Here is a 21,930-nt window from a genome sequence, read left to right as displayed (position 1 = left end):
AATATAGATTACAATATTATCCAAAAACACTAAAGTACATGTCATGCAGGGATATAGATGTCGAAGGTCGTGCCGTTACCCGGGCTTCCCGTTGCCGAGATGTATCCCTGGTGGTTGAGCACAATTTTTTTTACAATGGCCAATCCGATTCCGGTTCCTGAAAATTCATTCTTTGCATGAAGCCTTTGGAACACTTCAAAGATGCGCTCACCGTACTGCGGATCGAAGCCAATGCCGTTGTCAGACACCGTGATGTGACAGTACAGATCGTCCGGGCGGAGTGAACTGACTCCGGCCTGCGCGCCGGTCAGGATGCGGCTTTCGATTGTAATTTCCGGTGCGGTGTCCGGTTTGCTGAATTTCAATGCATTACCAAGGAGGTTTTGCATCAGCTGCACAAACTGGAACGGCACAATCGGGATGGTATCCAGATGTCCTGTACGGATTGTAGCCTTTTTTTCGTCGATAGTATCCTTAAATTCTTTTTCCACTTCGTCAACAATCTTCCGCAGATCGGTTTTTACGAATTTGAGGTCGGAACTGCTGGTCCTTGAATACGCAAGAAGATCGAGGATTAATGTCTGCATCCGGTTTGCAGCCTGTTGCATGCGCGCGAAGTAATCTTTTGCATTGTCAGACAGCGCATCGTACTCCTTTTCGATAAGGCGGCTCGCAAACGTCTGGATCTTGCGCAACGGTTCCTGCAGGTCATGGCTGGACACGTAGGCGAACGACTGCAATTCGGCATTCATTTTTTCCAAATCGTTGTTTTTGCGTTCCAGTTCGCGTGTGCGCTCCATTACCTTTTTTTCCAGCTCGTTGACAAATTCCTGCTGCTCATGAACGTCGGTGCTTGTGCCTACCCACATCTGTATTTCGCCGGATACGTCCCGTTGTGCCTTCGCACGGCAGAGGTGCCAGCGATAGACTCCATCGTTTCGCCTGAAGCGGTGCTGAAACACATAGTCCTTTCCGGTAGCCATCGATTCCTGCCAGCTTGCCATCGTGTAATCCCTTTCCTCCGGGTGGACAATATCGATCCACCCGACTTCCATCAGGGATTCCGGACGCAGTCCTGAATATTCCTGAACCGATTTATTAAAGTAGGTAATCTCGCCATATTGGTTCGTTGTCCAAATGTGCTGTGGCAACGAATCGGCCAGCAGCCTGAACTTTGTTTCGCTTTCCAGCAAATCCTGCTGCCAAAGCTTTTCTTCATTGATGTCACGCAACGTGCCTATCATTTTAACCGGCCTGCGATTTTCGTCAAAGAACACTTTGCCCTGCGTCCTGATCCATGTAATCTGCCCTGTGGGTTTGATCACGCGTGCCTCATACCTGTAGATACTGGTCTGCATTGCCTTCTCGAATGCCTTTTCGACAATAGGGGTCAGGTCATCAGGATGTATTTGTGCGCGCATATCGGCATGGCTTATTTTTTTGGATTTATCATACCCGAATATATCAGCCAACCGCTCAGAATAAATTATTTCACGGGTGGTCAGATCCAGTTCCCAGGTCGACATCTCAGCCGCTTCCGTTGCCAGCCGCAGCCTTTCCTCAGCATCTTCCACGCGTTTGCGGGCCTCTACGCGTTCGGTAACATCGTTGACCGTTACCATAATCCCCGACACACTGCCGTCGGACTCATACAATGGCGCATACTGGTAGTCCAGGTAAAATTTACGCAGCCCGTCATCACCATGCACAAAGGCTTCAGCCTCAATTTCCGTATGGGTTTTTCCTGTATGCAATACTTCTTCAAGCAAGGCAGGGTATTTCTGTTCTTTCAGTTCAGGAAACACCTCGAGGATGCTCTTGCCGATGACGTCTTCAGGATTTTTACGCCAGATATTTTTTATGAGGATGTCGTTCGCGATTTCAACGATAAATTTGGAACCCCTGAAGATTGTCATCGCAATGGGTGATTGCATGACTAAATTTCGGAACTGCCTTTCACTTTCCACCAGGGCGTGCTTCGCGCGTACGGCGGCGGTCACCTCGGTGGCCACAACCATTATGCCGGATACACTGTCATCTTCCTCCCGCAACGGATGGTATACGAGATTAAAATAGGCCAGTTCCTCTTTGCCGTATCGGTTCAGTATCACGGATAGTTCGGAAGCATGAAAAGCCACTCCGGTTTCCAGGACACCTTTTAGCAACGGCTCGACTACGGTTTTCACGGTAGGCAACGAATCGAATAGTGGCTTACCGACAAAATCTGCGGCCGACCTGTCGACGAGCTGGAGGTAATCATCATTCGCCATTTCCGGAATAAATTCGGGGCCGCGAAGAATTGTAATGCCTAACGGCGCCTGCTTGACCGTGTTTCGAAAGCGCTTGTCACTTTCTTCGAGCTGGCTTAAGGCTGTTGTCAGCGATTGCTCGGTTTTTTTAAGGTCGCCAATGACATTGACTTTTTCAGTGGTTTCCGTGCAGGTGACGAAAACACCGCCGACTTCACCCTGTTCGTCAATCACGGGACTGTAGCTGAATGTCCAGTACACGTCCTCGATATGTCCATTCCTGAAGATTGGGATCAGCTGGTCCTCCGCCCATGTCGATTCACCGCCTTGCCGCACCTGATCCAACAGCGGCTTAACGATAGGCCAGATTTCGGGCCACGCCGTTTCTCCTTTTTCTCCTAAAATATCCGGATGTTTGCCGTTCTGTCCCAGACTTGGGCGGTATGAATCATTATAAAAGCAAATCAGTTCCGGGCCCCAGAACAGGAACATCGGAAATTTCGATTTTAGCAATAAGCCCAAAGTGGTGCGAAGGCTTTGCGGCCAGTTTTCGATGGGCCCAACCGGGGTATCGTTCCAGTTTTTCTCGCGCGTAAGCCTGGCCATTTCGCCATGCCCTGAGAGGAAACTGTAGGCAGTTTTTGTAATATCTTTCATAGGCTCAGGCGTTCAGGACAAAGGGTTGTGATGATGATTGCGGATTGACAACTGTATCGATGGCCAATCCGATTACTGCCATCAATTCATTAAATGCATTGGGTTTTAAGAAATAGTGGGTGGCGCCGAGTTGGCGTAGCTTTTCACCCACGGCAACATCATACGATGTGGAAAATACGATGAGTGGCAGCAATCTGAACCTTTCGTAAGCACGGATGTCCCTGACGGAATCGATGCCATCCTTCAGCGGCATGTTCAGATCGGTAAAGACAATTGACGGCAATTCCTCTGACTGCAGCAGCACCTCCATCAATTTAATGCCATTATCAGCTACCAGGAGTCGGGCGTTGTAACCCAATTCGTGGAGCGCCTCGCTGAAAAGCAGCCGGTCATCGCCGTCGTCTTCGGCCAGTACGATGAGTAATGGTTTATCCTTCATGTATTCTTTTATAATCCTTAAATGTACACATTAACAAATAAAATTAGCCATAAAACGGTTGCCAACCGAAAAAACATGTGTTAAAAGAACATTATTACCGGTCGCGTTTCCCGCTCATCAATAAGTTCAGCGCATCGTCAAACGAGCCTGCGCGGACGATTTCACCTGAGTTTACAAAGAAGATCACGTCAGCATCTTTAATGGTGTTGAGCCGGTGGGCAATAATGATGCGTGTGGTTTTCTCAGGGAGCCGGTTAAGGATTTCCTGCAACAGCTGCTCAGTGATGGTGTCGATGTTGGCTGTCGCCTCGTCGAGTATCAATACATCGGGATTCCGCAATACGGCACGCATAAATGCAATGAGCTGCTTCTGGCCCAGGCTGATGCTTTCCCCTGACGCGGACACCTCTGTTTCAAGCCCGTTTTCGAAAATGGCCGTGAGTTCCTGCAGGTTGTTGTCCCGAATGACTTTCTCCAAATCCTCGTCGGTGAAATCCCGGTATTGCGTATTGCCATATAAGATATTGTCCTTTACAGTCCCGGAAAACAGGAACGGATCCTGCAGGATAAATCCGATTTTCTGCGTACGCTCCTCAGCAGTGTACGTCCTGATGTCTTTTCCGTCAAGAAACACTTTTCCCTTTTGCGGATCGTAAAGCCTGGCAATGAGTGCGGCCGTGGTCGATTTTCCGCCGCCCGTCGGGCCTACAAAAGCGTAGGTTTTCCCGCGTTCAATCTGAAGGGAGACGTCGTGCAGGATTTCTTTATCTTCCTCGTAGCCGAAATGTACATTGCGGAATTCGATAAAAGCACTGCCTTCCTCTTCCCCGGCTTCACGATTTGTGTGGAGGTTTGTTTCAAGAGAGAGGATCCGGTTCACCCGGTCCCAGCCTGCCATAGCCACCTGGAAACTGGTCCACAATGTGGCCAGTTGTCGTAACGGGTTGTAAAAATTCACCGCATATGCGAGGTAGCTAACCAGCAAACCGACGGTAAATTCATCATTTGAGATGAGGTAAATGCCATACGATAACACGATGAGCTGTGCAAGGCTCGAGAACAGCGTAGAGACGGGCAGGAAAAGATTGTTTGCCAATCCTGCGCCAACAGCCGTATCATAGTTTTCCTGACTCACCTTTGCAAATCGGTTCCTGAAATAATCCCGCCTGTTGAACGCGATGATTACGCGGAAGTTGGCCAGGCTTTCCTGGATTTCACTGCTCAATCCCCCGGTACTTTTGAGGTTTGCGGCGTTTTTTCGTTTAACCCAGGGCGATATGGCCTGAGTAAAGAGCAGAATCAGCAGTCCGGGAACAAGCGTCGCGGCGCCAAGTTTCGGATTGATCACCAGCAGGAAGATCCCCGCGCCGGTCATCGTGGCGATGCTGCCCAGGAATTGCATCAATGACTGTGAAAAAAAGGTATTGATTTTATCGGTGTCGTTATTCACCCGTGATATCAGGTCACCCGCCTTATTGGAGTTGAAAAATGCAACCGGCAGCGATTGGAGTTTATTGAAGATCGTATTGCGCAGCGTGAACAGCATCCGTTGCCCTACGCCACCCATAAGCTTGGTCTGGAAGTAACTCGTAAACAATCCGGTGAGGTACATCGCGAGTAAAATCGCCGAATACACCATTACGCCATGGTATTCCTTTTCCTGGATGTAGACGTCAATGGTATGTCCGATCAGGTACGGGCCCAGCAGGTTCAGTGTTGAATTCAACAGTATGGCCATCGAGGCGAGTAACAGGTTTTTGCGTTCGTGGGCAATCAGCCTGAGCAGGCTTCGCAACCCGGAGAAGGCCGCTGCCTTGTGTTCGTCGCCCTGGAGTTCGTTGAGGTTATAGTTCATAATGGCTCGTACTTTTTTGGGAATTCGACAATTGAACGTACTCCGGGCTGGACTGCATCAGTTCGCTGTGGATTCCGGTTGCTATGACCTCGCCCTGCATCATCAGGATGATCTGGTCGAACGGCTCCACGGCAGCGATTTTCTGGGTTACCGATACTAAGGTCAGGTTTGGGTAATTCCTGCGGATATTTTCGAGGATTTTCGCTTCGGTTTGAGGGTCGACACGTGCCGTAAAATCGTCCAGCAACAATATTGAAGGATTTATGGCGAGGGCCCGCGCCAGCATAATACGCTGTTTTTGTCCGCCGGAAAGGCTCGATCCCCTTTCTGAAACAATTGTGTTTAGCTGCTGCGGCAACGACGCTATAAAGTCGCGCAGTTCTGCGGTTTCGATGGCCTTCGCCAAAGACTCATCGGTGACCACGTCGCTGAAGGCGATGTTTTCGCGTATGCTCATATTGAAGATGATGCTGTCCTGGAATACAAACCCGATCTGGCTGTGGAAGCGCTCGCTTTCAAAATCTTCAATTGCATGCCCGTCAAACAACACCGACCCTTTGTCAGGGGAAATCAGGCCTGTCAGCAGATACAGCAGCTGCGTTTTGCCTGCGGCGGTAGGCCCGATAATGGCGGTCTTTGAGCCCGGTTTGATGGTAATCGAAATGTCCTTGAGCACCGGTGTTTGCCCGTACGCCACATGAACCCCTGACAAAGCGATATGGCCGGTCAGCGCATCGGAAAGGAAACCGGTATCGCTGACTTCAGGCGTTTCGATGATATTCGAAATCCTTGCGTAGGCCGCCGTGGCCTGCGCGATCACGTTGCTCATGAATCCGATGACAAGTATCGGGAATATCAGCATCGCGAGGTAACTGTTGAATGCTGCAAAATCACCGATGCTCATGCTGCCCGAAATAACGAAATGACCGCCCAATGCAAGAATCGACAATCCTGCCATATTTGCGGTAAAGGTTATCACCGGAATTAACCCTGCGAAAAGTCCCAGTATGGACAGTCCGAAATCACGGGCCTTTGTGTTGAGCTCCAGGAACTTTTGGTATTCGGGGATTTGCGAGTTCACTACTCGGACGATGGCGGCACCGAGAATGCTTTCGCTGATGACCTTATTGAGACGGTCGGTGACCGCGCGGCTTTGGATAAACAGCGCGCGTACTTTTCGCAGCACCATGAAAAAAGTGATTCCGATAACAGGAATGATCGCAATGACGCACAGCGCCAGTTTCCAGTTGATGCTGAACAGTAAAATACTCGCGCCCACAATGATGAACAGCGAAGAAATCACGGCAACGATGGCCTGCGACACAAACATCTTAATAGAATCGACATCGGCGGTGAGGTTTGTGAGCAATTTGGACGGGTTGGCCTCCTCGATGTATGCGTAGCGCTGCCTCGATATCGTGTCAGAAAGGCGGTTGCGCAGGTCGCGTGCCACTTTCTCCGACGCATAGGTTTGGATGATGCTCTGTAAATAACCGAAGATGAATATGGCGACGACAGCAATTGAAAATTCGGTGATTACCGGCCGGAAATTAAATTGTCCTTTTCCAAACGCGTCGATGCTCCCTGAAATGATTTTCGGAAGCCAGAGATTGATGGCATTGCTGAGTATCGTAAAGAGTAAGAGCAGCATCAGCATACCTTTATAAGGTTTCAGCAAATGCATGATTCCGGGTTTTCTGGGTTCTTTCACGGCAAATTTTTAAGCTGCACTAAGGTAGTTAAAATTTGAGCTTGAAAAATCTGTAACCTAATCCAAAAATTACATAAGCCGTAAAGCGCTTCTCCACGCTACTTTTGTAGTAAAAGTTTTAATTCCTAAAAATGATTACTATGAAGACCCTACGTTTCCTCGCCCTGGCATGCTTTGTATTATTGGGCGTCGTGTCCTGCAAAAAGAAATTTGATATCGATAAGATGTCGATTGACGATACAAAGCTGGAGACTTTCTTTGAGCGTTACCCTGAATTTGCCGATTATGAAGACCAGATCACCGATTTGTATGAAAAACACCAAAACCACTTCATCTGGTACGACGACAGCGGCAGGGTTGATTTTGCGGAAGTGCTTTACAACAGGGCCGGCCAGATGGGTTCCGAGGGCGTTGTGACGAAACTGCCGTACCGCGATAAAATCGCCGCGATTTATGAACTGGATGAAAAGAAGAAACCCGAAACCGACAATGACCTGCTCATCAGCGGCATGTATTTCTTTTACACCAGCAAGGTGCTCGAAGGATTAGATGCTGACAAAAGCAAGCAGACGGGTTGGTACCTGCCCAGGGAAAAAGGGGCCTATGTAGATTATCTCGACCAACTGATGAAGGACCCCGATCTTATTAAAAAAGATGAGAAAGAACTGATCGGTCAATATTACAACCTGCGTAAAGGCCTGCAGCGTTACCGCGAAATACAGAAAAAAGGAGGCTGGGGCACCATCAACTGGCCGGAAGGCAGGAAATCATTTAAACCGGGCGACAATGCGCCGGAAATTGCGCAAATCAGGAGGCGGCTGGCCATTACTGGTGACCTGGCTACGGATTCAAAAAGCACCATCTTTGATGAATCGCTCAAGGCCGGGCTGGCCCAATATGAGCAACGTCAGGGGCGTACGCCAGATAATGTAGTGACGCCGGCTTTGGTTAAAGAACTGAACGTGCCCGTAGCCGCACGCATCAAGACCATTGTTGTCAATATGGAACGTTGCCGATGGATTGATCCCGATATTACCGATTCGAAAGAACTCATTGCCGTGAATATCCCATCTTACAGGCTGGTATATTTCCGCGAGGGAAAACCCGTACTGGAGTCGAATGTCGTCGTAGGGAAGGAGCTTAACAAGACCGTTGTCTTCAGCGGGAAGATGAGTTACCTCGTTTTCAGTCCGTACTGGAACATCCCGCCGAGCATCATCAAAAAGGAAATACAGCCCGGCATTGATGCTGACCCTGACTATCTCGAGAAACACAATATGGAATGGAATAACGGGCAGGTAAGGCAAAAGCCCGGAGACAATAATTCGTTAGGCCTGGTGAAATTCATGTTCCCCAATTCGAACAATATTTACCTCCACGATACCCCGGCAAAAAGCCTGTTCTCTAAGGATTCCCGTGCGTTCAGCCACGGCTGTGTAAGGGTGGAGAAGGCGCGTGACCTGGCGGTCAGGATTTTGGACGGTGACAAAAACTGGACACCTCAGAAAATCGACGAGGCCATGCATGCGGGCAAGGAAAGCCAATATGCACTGAAGCGGAAAATTCCGGTATACATCGCTTATTTTACGGCACGTGCCGATGAAAACGGTAACGTGAGTTTCTTTGAAGATGTGTATCAACGGGATGACAGGCTGGCCCATTTGCTGTATACTGAGTAAAGAATCGGCACAACCTGAGACTGGTTGGTTTAACAAATTTTTAGTAATTCAGGGGGATTTGATGCTTTGTTTCTGAAAATCAGTTACATTTGAAAAATCAAATACCTGATCATGAAAAAACACTTACTCCAATCATTCGCATTGTCGTTTTTGCTGTGCTCTGTTTCAGTCTTCGCGCAGCCGGGTACGACATGTGACAATCCTATTTCGGTTACGCTGCCATATCTGGACGTCAATGATACGGCTAATTTCTTAGACACTTTCGACGCCTTACAGGGTACGTTATGTGGCGTTAACCCGTCCAATGCAAACTGTGTTGGTGGTAAGGATGCATTTTATAGCTACCACGCTACGGCCGACAGGCTGCTGAACGTCAAGTTACAGCCACTGAACTCCATCACACGGGCGTCATTATTTATTTATGATGGCTGCGCCAATGTTGGGGTTAGTTGTATAGGCGGGACGTCCAATGCCAATTCAGGGGTGAGGAATGTGACCGTGCCCGTGGTTGAGGGTCATGATTATATTATACTTGTTTCTTCAGGGTTGCCAACGCAAACCGTGCCTTACAAACTCTTAATCCAGGCCGAAGATTGCATGATGCCCACAGGCCTTAATGCTGATGGGATTACTACAGACGGCGCACACCTCTTTTGGGATGCACAAACCTATTCATCGTGGGAAGTTGTAGTACAGCCTTTAGGTTCGCCCGAACCTTCGGGCCCGGGTGTGGCGGTTAGCGCGGCAGAGTATACTGCTAGCGGATTGAATGCCGGGACACAGTATCAGTATTGGGTGCGTGCTGCGTGTACAGCGGATGCGGGTGGACAGACCGTATGGGCCGGGCCGTTTGCTTTTACCACCATGGTGTGTAGTCCTGTACAAACCTGCAGTTACACATTCAGGCTGAGTAATTCCACAAATATAGGTTGGGGATCGGCCAGAATGCAGGTCAGGCAAAATGGTGTCGTGGTGGCGACATTGGGTTCGCAGTTGCCGTCCGGTATGGGCCCCGTGGATGTCTTGGTACCGCTGTGTAATGATGTGCCGTTTGACTTGTATTGGAGTGTTTTGGGTACCAATACGCTGCAAAAGCGCATTTCTATCCTGAATTCTTTTGGGCAGACAATTTATACCAGGCCTGCAGAAACAGTGGCGACCAATACAATTTTATACAGTGATGTGGCAGACTGCGACACGCCACGCTGCGATCTTGTGCCGACCAACGTGACCATAACAGATGTTACCTCCAATGCAGCCAAAATCAACTGGACTGCCCCGGCGACCACATCCTGGGATATTTTTATTGCACCGGCAGGCAGCGCGGCGCCTAATGTGTACACCGTGCCCACTTACAACGATATTTCTGCTGCCGAAACCTCATTTACGACGACGTTACCCTTATTGGGAGAGCAGTGTTACGATGTGTACGTCCGGGTAAATTGTGCCCCGGCCCCTTCACCTTGGTCCGCCTTAACCCAGTCTGCTACATTTTGCACAATACCATCATGCTACAAACCAATCGATCCTGCAATAGTGCCATCGACGGTAACGACTACGTCTGCGACATTGGCCTGGCAGCCTGGAAATGCAGATGACACGCAATTTGAAATCATCATGATACCCGGCCCCATTCCACCGACGGAAGCACCAATTTCCAGCACGCCGGCCACGTATCCGGCAATCACTGTCCCATCAGGAGGCCCGTACACCTTCACCGCAACAGATCTGCTGCCGGCGACCATTTACTATTCATACGTAAGGACAAGATGTTCATCTTCCGATGTCAGCATGTGGACACCCATCCCCGTTTTCAACACAACTACCTGTAACGATCAGGACAAATGCGGTTATAAGTTTATGTTGACAAATGCCTCGGGCAATAGCTGGAATGGGGCAAGGATGCAGGTAAGGCAAAACGGGATTGTTGTCGCAACATTAGGCGAGTCAGGAATAAACAGCGCGGCAGGCATTACGGTTTCTTTGTGCCACGGCGTGCCATTCGATGTGCTTTGGAGCGTTGCGGGAACGACGCCGGACAATGTAGGACTGTCAATCCAAAACCCGTTCGTGGATGTATTGTACACCATGAATGCAGGTTCGATTACACCGAACACTGTTTTATTTTCTTCTATGGGTGATTGTACGCCGCCGGCCTGTGCAAAACCCACTGATGTCATCGTATCAGGGATCACAGCGGATTCGGCTACCCTGCAGTGGACGGACCCTTCGGTACAGACTGCCCCTGAATATGCCATCTACGTTGTCCCTAGCGGTGGGGCGGCACCATCGAACAATCCGCCGGCAATGGCCACAATCAGTCATGTTCCGAACCCGTTTACATTGGGTGCTGCAACAGGTTATACACTATCGCCATCGACATCTTATGCCGTTTACGTGAAGTCGGTATGTTCGGCCTCTTCCGAAAGCCAATGGCCAACATTGTCGCCTGTGACATTCGTGACAGCGCCTTTGAACGATCGCTGTGCAGCTGCCACGACGGTACCGGTAAACAATTCCCAGCAATGCAATGTTGCGAATGTTGTGCATGGCAGCACCTACGGGGCTACAGCCAGCGATTCCGATGCTCCCGTCGGATCGGGAGCGTTTTGTTCTATTACAGACGATGACATTTGGTTTAAATTTACAGCAACGGCCACCTCTCTAAGCATAAATTTCAGCAATATGATCGGTACACCGTCGACTGCTAAAATTAACCATTCGTTATATGCAGGGATGTGCGGCGCGCTGACAAAATTGTATTGCAGCGCCACGGCCAGCAGCACGGCAGAGAACCTGGTGCCTGGGCAGGACTACTATATTCGGGTATATACCCAAGGCTCAAACCTGGCACAATATGTCAATTTTGATTTGTGTATCACAGCGTCTCCGGGTAATGATGAGGTTTTCAATGCTACTCCGGTAGCGGTTGTGCCGAACTGGACTTGCAGTCCGTCGACCAGTGCGCCGGGCAACACCTTAGGCGCTACTGCGTCACTTCCTACTGTAATAGGTACAGGTTGTGGTTCTTCAGACGATGATATTTGGTTTAGTTTTGTGGCAACGAACGAAATACTGGTCATCAATATCAATGACCTCGTCGCGACCAGTGCGAACGTTACACTCAATCACACATTGTTTTCAGGCACGCCGGGTAATCTTGTGAAAATCTATTGCAGCTCACTCCCCGGAAGTGTTGCAGAGGGATTGACAGTAGGGGCGACTTACTACATCCGGGTATATACTTCAGGCACTACTTTGGGCGCATCGGCGACATTCAATCTCTGCGTGAATACGCCACCGCCGGCGGCCACGAATGATGAATGCGCCACAGCTACAACTATTGAGGCCAGTCCGATGACTGAATGCAACACGCTCACACACGGAAACCTGATTGACGCAACACCGTCCAGTGTCGCCGTTTCCGGATGCCTCACCGGGCAGGATGACGATGTGTGGTTCAAGTTCACGGCCGTCTCAGACCACCAGGTGATCTCGTTGCTGAACGTATACGGCACCGCAACAAACATTAACCATGCGGTGTACTCAGGGAGCTGCGATAATATGGTGCTGAAATACTGCAGCACGGCAAACGAACTCACAAGCCACGCGACAGGGTTTATCGTAGGACAGACTTACTACCTGCGCGTTTGGTCAAACGCTGTTACGGGCCAAGCGAGTGTATTTGATGTTTGCGTAACGTCCATCTCTACGTGCCAGAATGCCCAGGCTTTCTGCGGGTCCTCGCCTGATGATCCGTATATTTTCAGGAATACCACAGGCGTCCCGAACGGCAGCCAGGTGGCTTGCCTGGGATCGATCCCCAATCCAACCTATTACTTACTGAAAATCAGCGTATCGGGTACATTGGTTTTTAATATTTTGCAGAATACAGCGTTTAATGCTGACGGAGAGCCTACGGGTAATAATCTCGATGTTGACTTTGCCGCGTGGGGACCTTTTGAAAATAATTCGTCTTTCTGCGATAATATCAGTTTTGCGGATTGTCCTTCATGCCCGAACAACACGACCAATCCGTCATTTTATCCTTTTGGGAATATTGTGGATTGCAGCTATGATGCCTCATTTAATGAGACGATGACAATTGCCAATGCCATCGCCGGCCAATACTACATCGTACTGATTACGAATTTTAACGGGGAAGATGGGTTTGTCAGAATGTCACAAACCAATGTGGGACAGCCTGACGCCGGAAGTACCGTCTGTGCAGACAAGGTTCGCCTGATCGCCTATGTGGATACTAACAATAACGGTGTGAAAGATGCCGGAGAGCTGAATTTCACCGAAGGGAATTTTGTTTACCAGAAAAATGATACAGGGCCGTTTATGAACATTTCCTCACAAACGGGTAATTATGATTTATACAGCGCTGATCCATCGGACAGTTATGATTTTACCTATCAGATTTTCCCTGAATTTGCACCGTATTACACCGCGGGCACAACAGGTTTCAGCGATATTTCGATACAGGACGGCAGCGGAAGCCAACTGTTGTATTTCCCATTGACGCTTACCCAGGCCTATGATGATGTTTCCGTGGATGTCGTGTCAACCGGTGTGCCGCTGCCCGGATTCAGCTACCACAACATGATTGTCTACAAAAACAAGGGGCTGCAGCCGGCTTCGGGAACGATTTCCTTCACTAGTGACAATGCGGTGGGAGTAACCTCTGTAAGTCAGTCCGGAACCACACCAACCGCTAACGGCTTTACGTATGATTTTACCAACTTACTGCCATACGAAACAAGGGTGATTGATGTAACGATGGCCGTCCCCTCAATACCTACAGTGAGCCTGGGCCAATTGCTCAGCAACACGGCATCTATTACGACGACGCTGACCGATGTGCACCAGAGTGACAATTCGGCTTCGATAACACAAACCATATTGGGCTCATATGATCCGAATGACAAAATGGAATCGCATGGCGGAGAAGTGCGTGTCGATGATTTGGACAATGGTGGTTATCTATATTATACCGTCCGGTTCCAGAATACCGGAACCTACTATGCGGTCGATGTGAGGCTCGAAGATGTTCTCGACGACGGACTCGATGAAACCAGCATCCGTGTGGTATCAGCAAGCCATAACTATGATTTGCTACGCACAGGAAACCAACTGTCTTGGCAGTTCAGGAATATTTATCTGCCTGCCGCGGCTGACGACGAAGCAGCGAGCCACGGTTATGTCACTTTTAAGGTAAGGCCTAAGCCGGGTTATGTTGTAAATGACGTCTTTTCGAATACTGCAGAAATTTATTTTGATTCCAATCCTGCAATCATAACCAATACCGTGCAAACACAGGTGTCATCGCCACTGGGTACGGATATTTTCAGCGACGGCAATGTAGTCTTATACCCAAATCCGACCAATAACGTGGTGAACATAGCCCTTCAGCATACCGGCGAAACCCTCGGCCAGGTTGTGCTTTATGACGTTTTGGGGAAAGCCGTAAAACAAGTGAAAGGAAATAACAATGAAGTAATAACTATTGATGTTTCTGATTTGGCCAGGGGAATCTATCTCGTGGAGATAACAACCCTTTCCCATGCAAAACTGATTAAGAAATTAGTCATTAACTAAGTTTGTCAATTAACAATCAAAACCCGGTTTATCCGGGTTTTTTTATCATAACCGCCAGTCACATTACCGAAAAATTAACGAAAATGCTGCGTTTTTTGGTACCGACCCTTTAAAACCACTACATTTGATGAAATCTACTTCCCAACCATGAAAAAACAATTACTACGATCATTTCTTGGGTTTCTGTTCTTGCTGTCCTTTTCCGCTTTTGCACAGCCTGGAATGACTTGTGCTGATCCTATTGTGATCAATTCGCTGCCTTTCCAGGAATCAAATAGCACAGCCAATTTTTCCGATGCTTTTGATACGGCGCAGGGTGCTTCCTGCGGAGCAATACCTGTTACGACAAATTATTCTACGGGTAATGAAGTGTTCTACAGTTATACGAGTGCCATCACAGGTGTAGCCAATATCACAATGACACCGTCCGCAAGCGCTTCGTCGATTTTTATTTATGAAGGCTGCTCCAACGTCGGGGTTAGCTGTGTTGCGGGCATGGCCAATCCCGGTAGCAGTGTGCGAAACCTTACCCTGAATATCACCGCAGGGACAACTTATATCATTGTCATTTCTTCCGGATTGGCAACACAGACCGTATCCTATAATTTGCTGATACAGTCAGGATTGTGCACGCCGCAACCGGTGGGCCTTTCCGTCTCAAATGTATCGACTGGCGGCGCGAGCCTCAATTGGGGCGCCGCTTCATTTTCTTCATGGGAAGTTGAGGTACAGCCCTATGGTTCGCCTATTCCTTCAGGAAATGGCACTGCGGTAGCCTCAAACAGTTATGCTGCTGCCGGTTTGCAGCCCGATACGCAATACCAATTCTGGGTGCGGGCAAAATGTGGCGTTTCGCCGACAGCGTTCACGCAATGGTCAGGACCCTATGCTTTTAACACGCTGTTGTGCGAAAATGCGGATAAATGCAATTATATTTTCCGTATGTCCAGCACTGCTGGCGGATGGGGAACAACGAGGATGCAGGTACGGCAGAATGGGCACGTCGTCACGACAATCGGTTCTACCGCGACGAGCAACAGCCAGGTAAGCGTAAATGTGGCATTGTGCAAGGATATGCCGTTCGAACTGTTCTGGAGCACCGCGGGGACGTCACCTCAGGGTGCGGCTGTCAGTATCCTGAATCCGTTCGCGCAGACGATTTACAGCAAGCCAGCCGGTACAGGCGCCGCAAATACGGTGTTATACAGCGGTATGGTCAATTGCACCGCGGCAGATTGCAGTATTCCCCCAACCAATCCGGTTGTGAGCAACATTACCCTGACAACCGCCACCTTTACGTGGCAACCGAACTATCCCGGCAGTACGCAGTTTGAAATGCTTTTAGTGCCTGGCCCGAATGCTCCCAATCCACTTCCGGATAATGCAACACCTGCGTCCTATCCGGTCATCACCACCACCGGCCCATATACTTTTACTGCATCAAATCTGCAGCCCGCGACGATTTATTATGGCTTCATCAGGGCGCTTTGCCCTGACGGCGCTGCGAGTGACTGGCGTCCGTTTAACGCATTCAACACCGTCATCTGTAATGATTCAGACAAATGCAATTACAAGTTTTACTTAACGCATACCTCAGGCACCAGTTGGAACGGATCGCGTATGCAGGTCAGGCAGAACGGTATCGTTGTTGCTACGTTGGGCGCCACCGATGCGGACATCAACAATACGGCGGGAGTCACTGTGCCGCTGTGCACAGGAGTGCCATTTGACCTGTATTGGAGCACCCAGGGCTCGTCGCCTTCCAAAGTGGGCGTTTCCATCCGGAATCCATTTCAGGATCAGATTTATGAAAAAATAGCAGGTAACGGATTTCCAACCTCAGTCTTGTATAGTGGTGTTGCAGATTGTTCACAGCCAGCCTGTCCGAAACCATTTAATGTGCTGGTCTCAGAGATTACCACCACTTCTGCCAAGTTATCCTGGCTCGAAACAGGCACAGCCACGCAGTGGGAGATTTACGCAGCACCGGAGGGTGCACCGGCGCCAGTTAATGGAAGCCCTGTGAGCACCACCGGATTCCATTATGTAACTTCGGTCAAACCCTTCGTCATTCCAAATCTTAACCCGCAAACCAATTACAAGGTATATATAAGGTCACTGTGTTCAGGCAACCAACCCGGAAAATGGACAAGTTTTTCTCCCGTGTCCTTCCGTACGTTGCTGATGAATGACGAATGCGCAAGCGCGATGCTGCTTCCTGTTCATCCGGTTGGGGAGGAAGTTTTTGTTGCGGGTTCCACGCTGCAGGCGACCGCTTCCAGTCCGCAGCCCGCCGCCAGCTGCGAAGGAGCGGATGATGACGTATGGTTCAGGTTCGTGGCCGAGTCTACAAAGCAACTCTTAACATTCACCGCTCCTGCCGGTTCAGATACTTTAAATTATCTCATCTATGCAGGGAATTGCACAACCCCAATATTGGGGTGTAGCATCGGACGCTACACAAGGATCCTTGACCAATTAACCCCGGGCAGCACTTACATAATACGGGTATTTACGTACTCAACCTCAGACGCTGACTCAACTGATTTTAAAATATCCGTAAGTACGCCTGCTCCGCTGACCAATACCCAATGCAGTAATGCGTTGCCTGTTCCTGTTAATCCTTCGATGGGAATCAGCGAATTTGTTTCAGGGACGACTTTGGGGTCAGTAAATACGAACCCTGCAAGCCTTTCCTGCGGGACGACAGTCGATGATGTCTGGTTCAGTTTTGTGGCGGAGAAAAGCATACATTTGATACAGGTCAATAGTACCGGCGGGTCGGTAAGCCAGTTGTTGTATGCGGTTTATGGTGCGGGATGCGCAGGCGCACCGCTTTATTGCACCGACCAGGCGCAAAGCATGGCAAGCGGACTATTACCCGGAAACACTTATTATGTGCGTGTATTCACAGGATATGAAAGGACAGCGTATGGGAATTTTGACATCTCTGTGACGACCCCGCCCGATGCGTCAAACGATGAGGCCACCGAGGCTGTCCCGATAGTCACAAATCCCGGATTGACCTGCGAGAACATCTTTTACGGATCGTCGATAGGCGCAACGGCATCACCGCAGCCCGTTTGTGATATGCAACCGGGGCAGGGTGATGTGTGGTACGTTTTCGCCGCCACTTCCGAAAGTCTCCAACTCGACATCCGTCAACTAGTGTCGCAGTCCTCATCGGCGGTCTTCCCCGGTTACGCACTATATACCGGTACCCCCGAAAATCTTGCGTTCGTTACGTGTCAAACACCTGACGATGTGTACAGCGGCTATGTTGTCGGACAGCAATATTACCTACGGGTGTGGGTCAACTGGACATCGTTGGAAAGCAAGGTATTCAGCCTATGTATAAAAAAAACTTTAAGCTGTGAAAATGCCGGCGTTTTCTGCGGATCAACCTCCGGCGATCCTTACCTGTTTCATAACGTTTCCGAAATCGGAAGTTTAGGCGCCATTGCCTGTCTCGGAAGTTCCCCAAATCAGGTGTTTTATAAGTTGCGCATCGGCCAGAGCGGCCAGGTATCCATTAAAATCGAGCAAAATACGGCATTCGACGCCGAGAGCCACCCGGTAGGCAGTGGGCTGGATGTCGATTTCGTGGCATGGGGTCCGTTCAGCAACCCTGATTCCTGTGATCAGATCGCATACACCGAATGTACAGCATGTATAGACAATACCGTGGATCAGGCATTTTACCCTTATGGCAATATTGTGGATTGCAGTTATTCCGCTTCGTCTGTAGAAGTGCTTCACCTTCCCAATGCATTGTCGGGCGAATATTATGTTGTCATGATAACAAATTTCAATGGCAGCGAGGGCGATATCAAGCTCACCCAGACCAACTATGGCATGCAGGGTGCCGGGACGACGATTTGTTCGGATAAGATAAGGCTCATTGCTTTCATCGATGAAAACAACAACGGCGTGAAAGATATCGACGAGGTTAATTTCCCCGAAGGAAATTTCGTTTATCGGAAAAATGATGATGGGCCCTTCTTTAATATTACAACAACAGGCGGGGTGTATGACATGTATGATTTGAGTTCGTCGGACAGTTATGATTTCAGTTTTCAGGTCCTGGCGGAGTATTCCGGGAACTATTCGGCATCAGCTGTGGTTTACAATAATGTCAGCCTGACAGACGGCAGCCAGATCTACTATTTTCCGGTAACGGTGATCCAGGATTTCGATGATGTGTCGGTTTCGGTTGTTCCATCCAGCAGCCCCGTTTCAGGTGCAGGCTACAGCAACAAGGTCGTTTATGTGAATGAAGGGACCCATACGGTGTCAGGTACGGTGACATTCCAGAAAGATCCTGCACTTGCGATAAGCGATATCAGCGAGGCGGGAGTTATCAGCAATCCAAACGGATTCACCTATGATTTCGTAAATCTTGCGCCATTTGAGACACGCGTGATCACTGTAAATATGGATGTGCCGCCAATCCCGGATCTCAATCTCGGCGATTTGCTTACTAACAACGCAACCATAGCGGTTTCAGGAAATGATATCATCCCTGCAAACAATACCGACGCGCTGACGCAGCCGGTGGTAGGATCCTATGACCCAAATGACAAGGCAGAGTCGCACAGCGGATTGGTAAATATTAACGACCTCAATCAGGGGGACTACCTGTTTTACACGATCCGTTTCCAGAATACAGGGACGTTCAATGCTTCCAACATCAGGCTGACTGATGCCCTCGATGCGATGCTGGATGAATCCAGTATCAGGATGGTGGCCGCCAGCCATATTTATACGCTGCAGCGCACAGGAAGCCAGTTGGTCTGGACTTTTTCCAACATCAATCTGCCCGGCGAATTTCAGGACGAGGCGAGAAGTCACGGGTATGTTACATTCAAGATAAAGCCAAAACCGGGTTACGGTGTGGGAGACATCATCTCAAATACGGCCGAAATTTATTTTGATACCAACCCCGGTGTTGTCACCAACACGGTCCAGACCGAAGTATCCGCGCCCTTGGGGACCGGGACTTTTGATCCTGCCAATATCCTCATATATCCGAATCCCGCTAACGCCGTCGTATACATAAACCTTCAGCATACCATGGAGAATATGGAACGTGTAACGCTATACGATGTGCTGGGAAAGACGGTAAAACAGCTGAAAGCAGCTGCAGCCAGAGAAATTGCTCTCGATGTTGCCGACTTGGCTAAAGGAATCTACATCCTGGAAGTCAGTATTACGAATGACCTGAAAGTAATCAGGAAACTGGTCATTAAGTAGTTGGCTTATCCTAATAGGAAAGCCCGGTGATACCGCCGGGCTTTTTTTGTGGCTATAAACAGGAATTAAACATTTTTCGATAATTGTTGTTGCAGATACAAATATTCATTGTATATTTGCACCCGAACAGCGCGGGATAGAGCAGTAGGCAGCTCGTCGGGCTCATAACCCGAAGGTCACAGGTTCGAGTCCTGTTCCCGCTACTAAGCAAAACCCATCGACACCGTCGGTGGGTTTTTTGTTTTGTTTTATTGTTATGTTACACTGATGCGTATAGGGCACCGCAGAGGTGCTTTTGCTCTGTCATGCCCTTTTTACCGTTAACGATAACCCATCGGAAATCCCTGCCGGGATCTGACCTGGTTGCCCACTGCATTACCCTTTCCAAAAAGACGACAGAAGCCTTAGCGGCAGCAACAAAGCCCCTGTCAATCTATTGGTTATAAACTGTAATTCAGGTTCACGCTCCATCTGTATTTGGCTTCCACGCGCCCACCTGCCAGATTTTGGTTAACGGGCAAAAGCACATGGGCCCCGGCCGAGAATTTCTCCCGACCCACTTCAACGCCAAGCTTACCGAAGAAAATATCCCCTGAGGTTTTCCTGATCAATTGGTTATACTGGTAATTGCTGCCGTACACCTCACCGGCAAAACCGGCTTGCGGCGCTATCGAAAAATTTTCCTTTTCATACAAATAGAAAAAAGTCCCGGCATAATTGAACTGGTTGCCGAAGCGGTAGTCTTTGTCGTTTGTAGTCTTAACGGTATAATTGAGCTGGGTGTTTAGTCCAAACCGCTTCGTCTTTATGACATATTCCGACGCAAAAAGATAATCCCAGCTTCCTGTACCCGCCTGAAAACTTGGATTGACAGCGCCCGCGTTGGCTTCGTCAAATTGGCCTGTGGGCGCCTTTACTCCCGCACCAAGCTGTAGGGTATGGCCTACGAGCGTACTGTCCTTGCGGGTCTGGTACAAACGGTACATTGCCAGCACGGTGATGTCACCGATCCCCTTGATGTCCTGACTGCCGGATGCCGTTTCCCTGTGATGGAAATGGTATGGGAGCAACACCGAAATCTGGACTTTTTTGTGCACCGGGATCCTGCCCCAAATCTGGATAGTGTTGAAGTCTTCATCGTACCAAGGGGAATTACTGTACAACCCGTCCGAACTTTGATAATGTTGTTTAAAGTAACGTACGCCCGCAAAATTGGTGTTCAGCATTGAGGCAAACCCCATGCTGCCGCCACTGGCAGAACAGCCGCAGGCATCGCACTTTCCCTTCGCCGCAATAGCGTAGTGGTAGTACTCGCGAAAGACAGCTGCTCCCGTAAGGCTGTCTTTTTCCGTTGCATTAGCCAATTGGAATGCCATCAGGCTCAATAAAATATATTTTTTCATCGTATTTAAAATTCTGAAAATCGTTTATCCGTGAGGTATTGATTGTCGGTTAAAGTTTTGAGGAAGGCCAATATTTTTGTCTTTTCCGAAGCGTTTAACGGGATGCCTAAATTCCCATTTTTATTGAGTTCCGGGTCAAGCGTTGCCGAACTCACCACGCCCGAATTGTAATGGTCCAGCACAGCCTCCAGTGTCCGGAACCTTCCGTCATGCATGTACGGTTTGGTTTTCTCGACATTCCGAAGGCTGGGGACCTTGAACTTGTATTTGTCTGCGTCATCGAGCGTGACCCTGTACCGTCCAACGTCATTTACGATGGGATTTACCGCGAGCCCGTTGTTCCGGAATGAATTGTCGGTAAACAAATCTGTTGCGTGACAACCCGAACACTTTTGGGTAAAAATGGTGTAACCGTCTTTTTCGTCCTGCGTCAGTATGCCCCCCGGTTCGTTGCGTCGGAATTTGTCGAATCTGGAATTGGATGAGGTCACCATCACCATGAACTGCCCCATGGCATTGAGCATGTTTTCGGTATTTATGGGCTTACCGGGAAAAGCCAATGCAAACAATCTCCGGTACTCATAATCACCGTTCATCATGGCAACAATCCGTGAAAAATTGCCGTCCATCTCGATCGGATTGGTAATGGGTATAATGGGTTGCAGGTTCAGGTGGTCCGTCGCGCCGTCGTACATAAAAGTGGTCTGGTATCCCAGATTTTGTATTGAAGGCGAGTTCCTCGTTCCGGTTAAACCGTTCACGCCCTGGCTTACGGTATGCCCGTGATGCGTAAAGGCACTTTGCTGTTCGTGGCAAAAACCACACGATACTGTCCCATCCAATGACAGACGGCCGTCATAAAATAGTTTACGACCGAGCTCGAATCCCTTTTCGGTGATGGGATATTTTTCGATATCATAAACCAATGGCGGAAAATTGGAAGGGACCTTAAAATTGATGGGAACATCAACATAATCATCATCATTATCAGTGCAGCTCCATAGCAACGGCAAAACGAATAACAATATATATTTTGCTTTCATTTTAAAGGATTTAAAAAAGCAGTTGAACGATTTGCCC

9 protein-coding genes and 1 tRNA gene are annotated in these 21,930 nt (G+C 49.1%); 4 read left to right on the top strand and 6 right to left on the bottom strand.

Going from position 1 to position 21,930, the window contains the following annotated elements:
* Positions 1-41: 41 nt before the first annotated feature.
* From HYN48_RS01065 to HYN48_RS01050, 4 genes are all read right to left on the bottom strand, one after another.
* On the bottom strand, positions 42-2,906 hold the full coding sequence (locus HYN48_RS01065; RefSeq protein ID WP_108369377.1) for a PAS domain-containing protein: 2,865 nt from the start codon (positions 2,904-2,906) through the stop codon (positions 42-44).
* A 4-nt stretch (positions 2,907-2,910) separates the two neighbouring features.
* The gene (locus HYN48_RS01060) at positions 2,911-3,345 is read right to left on the bottom strand and encodes a response regulator (protein WP_108369376.1); all 435 of its coding nucleotides are present in this window, start codon (positions 3,343-3,345) and stop codon (positions 2,911-2,913) included.
* Positions 3,346-3,439: 94 nt separating this feature from the next.
* Entirely contained in the window at positions 3,440-5,200 is a 1,761-nt protein-coding gene (locus HYN48_RS01055) for an ABC transporter ATP-binding protein (protein ID WP_108369375.1), read from the bottom strand.
* Positions 5,190-6,911: an ABC transporter ATP-binding protein gene (locus HYN48_RS01050; protein WP_219909597.1), complete on the bottom strand. Its 1,722-nt coding sequence runs from the start codon at positions 6,909-6,911 to the stop codon at positions 5,190-5,192. The genes HYN48_RS01055 and HYN48_RS01050 overlap by 11 nt, the downstream gene beginning before the upstream one ends.
* Before the next feature lie 140 nt (positions 6,912-7,051).
* On the opposite strand from HYN48_RS01050, the gene HYN48_RS01045 reads away from it, so the two are divergent.
* From HYN48_RS01045 to HYN48_RS01030, 4 genes are all read left to right on the top strand, one after another.
* A complete protein-coding gene (locus HYN48_RS01045; RefSeq protein ID WP_108369373.1) occupies positions 7,052-8,590 on the top strand; it encodes a L,D-transpeptidase family protein in 1,539 nt (512 codons plus the stop codon).
* 111 nt (positions 8,591-8,701) lie between these two features.
* Complete coding sequence (locus tag HYN48_RS01040) at positions 8,702-14,194, top strand: T9SS type A sorting domain-containing protein (RefSeq protein ID WP_108369372.1); 5,493 nt, start codon at positions 8,702-8,704, stop codon at positions 14,192-14,194.
* 147 nt (positions 14,195-14,341) lie between these two features.
* The gene (locus tag HYN48_RS01035; protein WP_108369371.1) at positions 14,342-19,447 is read left to right on the top strand and encodes a DUF7619 domain-containing protein; all 5,106 of its coding nucleotides are present in this window, start codon (positions 14,342-14,344) and stop codon (positions 19,445-19,447) included.
* 130 nt (positions 19,448-19,577) lie between these two features.
* Positions 19,578-19,650 (top strand) — tRNA-Met (locus tag HYN48_RS01030).
* A gap of 237 nt (positions 19,651-19,887) precedes the next feature.
* On the opposite strand, the gene HYN48_RS01025 is transcribed toward HYN48_RS01030, so the two are convergent.
* On the bottom strand, positions 19,888-20,850 hold the full coding sequence (locus tag HYN48_RS01025; protein WP_108369370.1) for a transporter family protein: 963 nt from the start codon (positions 20,848-20,850) through the stop codon (positions 19,888-19,890).
* A 5-nt stretch (positions 20,851-20,855) separates the two neighbouring features.
* Entirely contained in the window at positions 20,856-21,893 is a 1,038-nt protein-coding gene (locus tag HYN48_RS01020) for a cytochrome-c peroxidase (RefSeq protein WP_108369369.1), read from the bottom strand.
* Positions 21,894-21,930: the final 37 nt, after the last annotated feature.

The sequence above is a fragment of the Flavobacterium magnum genome, assembly GCF_003055625.1.
In the GTDB taxonomy this organism is placed as follows: Bacteria; Bacteroidota; Bacteroidia; order Flavobacteriales; family Flavobacteriaceae; genus Flavobacterium; species Flavobacterium magnum.
The sequence above is the reverse complement of the archived record's forward strand: the minus strand, read 5'-3'. Positions and strand labels throughout refer to the sequence as shown.

What these genes read in the sequence shown, in the direction of transcription:
- HYN48_RS01065 (WP_108369377.1), bottom strand. Translation starts at nt 2,906, where the DNA reads ATGAAAGATATTACAAAAACTGCCTACAGTTTCCTCTCAGGGCATGGC.
- HYN48_RS01060 (WP_108369376.1), bottom strand. Translation starts at nt 3,345, where the DNA reads ATGAAGGATAAACCATTACTCATCGTACTGGCCGAAGACGACGGCGAT.
- HYN48_RS01055 (WP_108369375.1), bottom strand. Translation starts at nt 5,200, where the DNA reads ATGAACTATAACCTCAACGAACTCCAGGGCGACGAACACAAGGCAGCG.
- HYN48_RS01045 (WP_108369373.1), top strand. Translation starts at nt 7,052, where the DNA reads ATGAAGACCCTACGTTTCCTCGCCCTGGCATGCTTTGTATTATTGGGC.
- HYN48_RS01040 (WP_108369372.1), top strand. Translation starts at nt 8,702, where the DNA reads ATGAAAAAACACTTACTCCAATCATTCGCATTGTCGTTTTTGCTGTGC.
- HYN48_RS01035 (WP_108369371.1), top strand. Translation starts at nt 14,342, where the DNA reads ATGAAAAAACAATTACTACGATCATTTCTTGGGTTTCTGTTCTTGCTG.
- HYN48_RS01025 (WP_108369370.1), bottom strand. Translation starts at nt 20,850, where the DNA reads ATGAAAAAATATATTTTATTGAGCCTGATGGCATTCCAATTGGCTAAT.
- HYN48_RS01020 (WP_108369369.1), bottom strand. Translation starts at nt 21,893, where the DNA reads ATGAAAGCAAAATATATATTGTTATTCGTTTTGCCGTTGCTATGGAGC.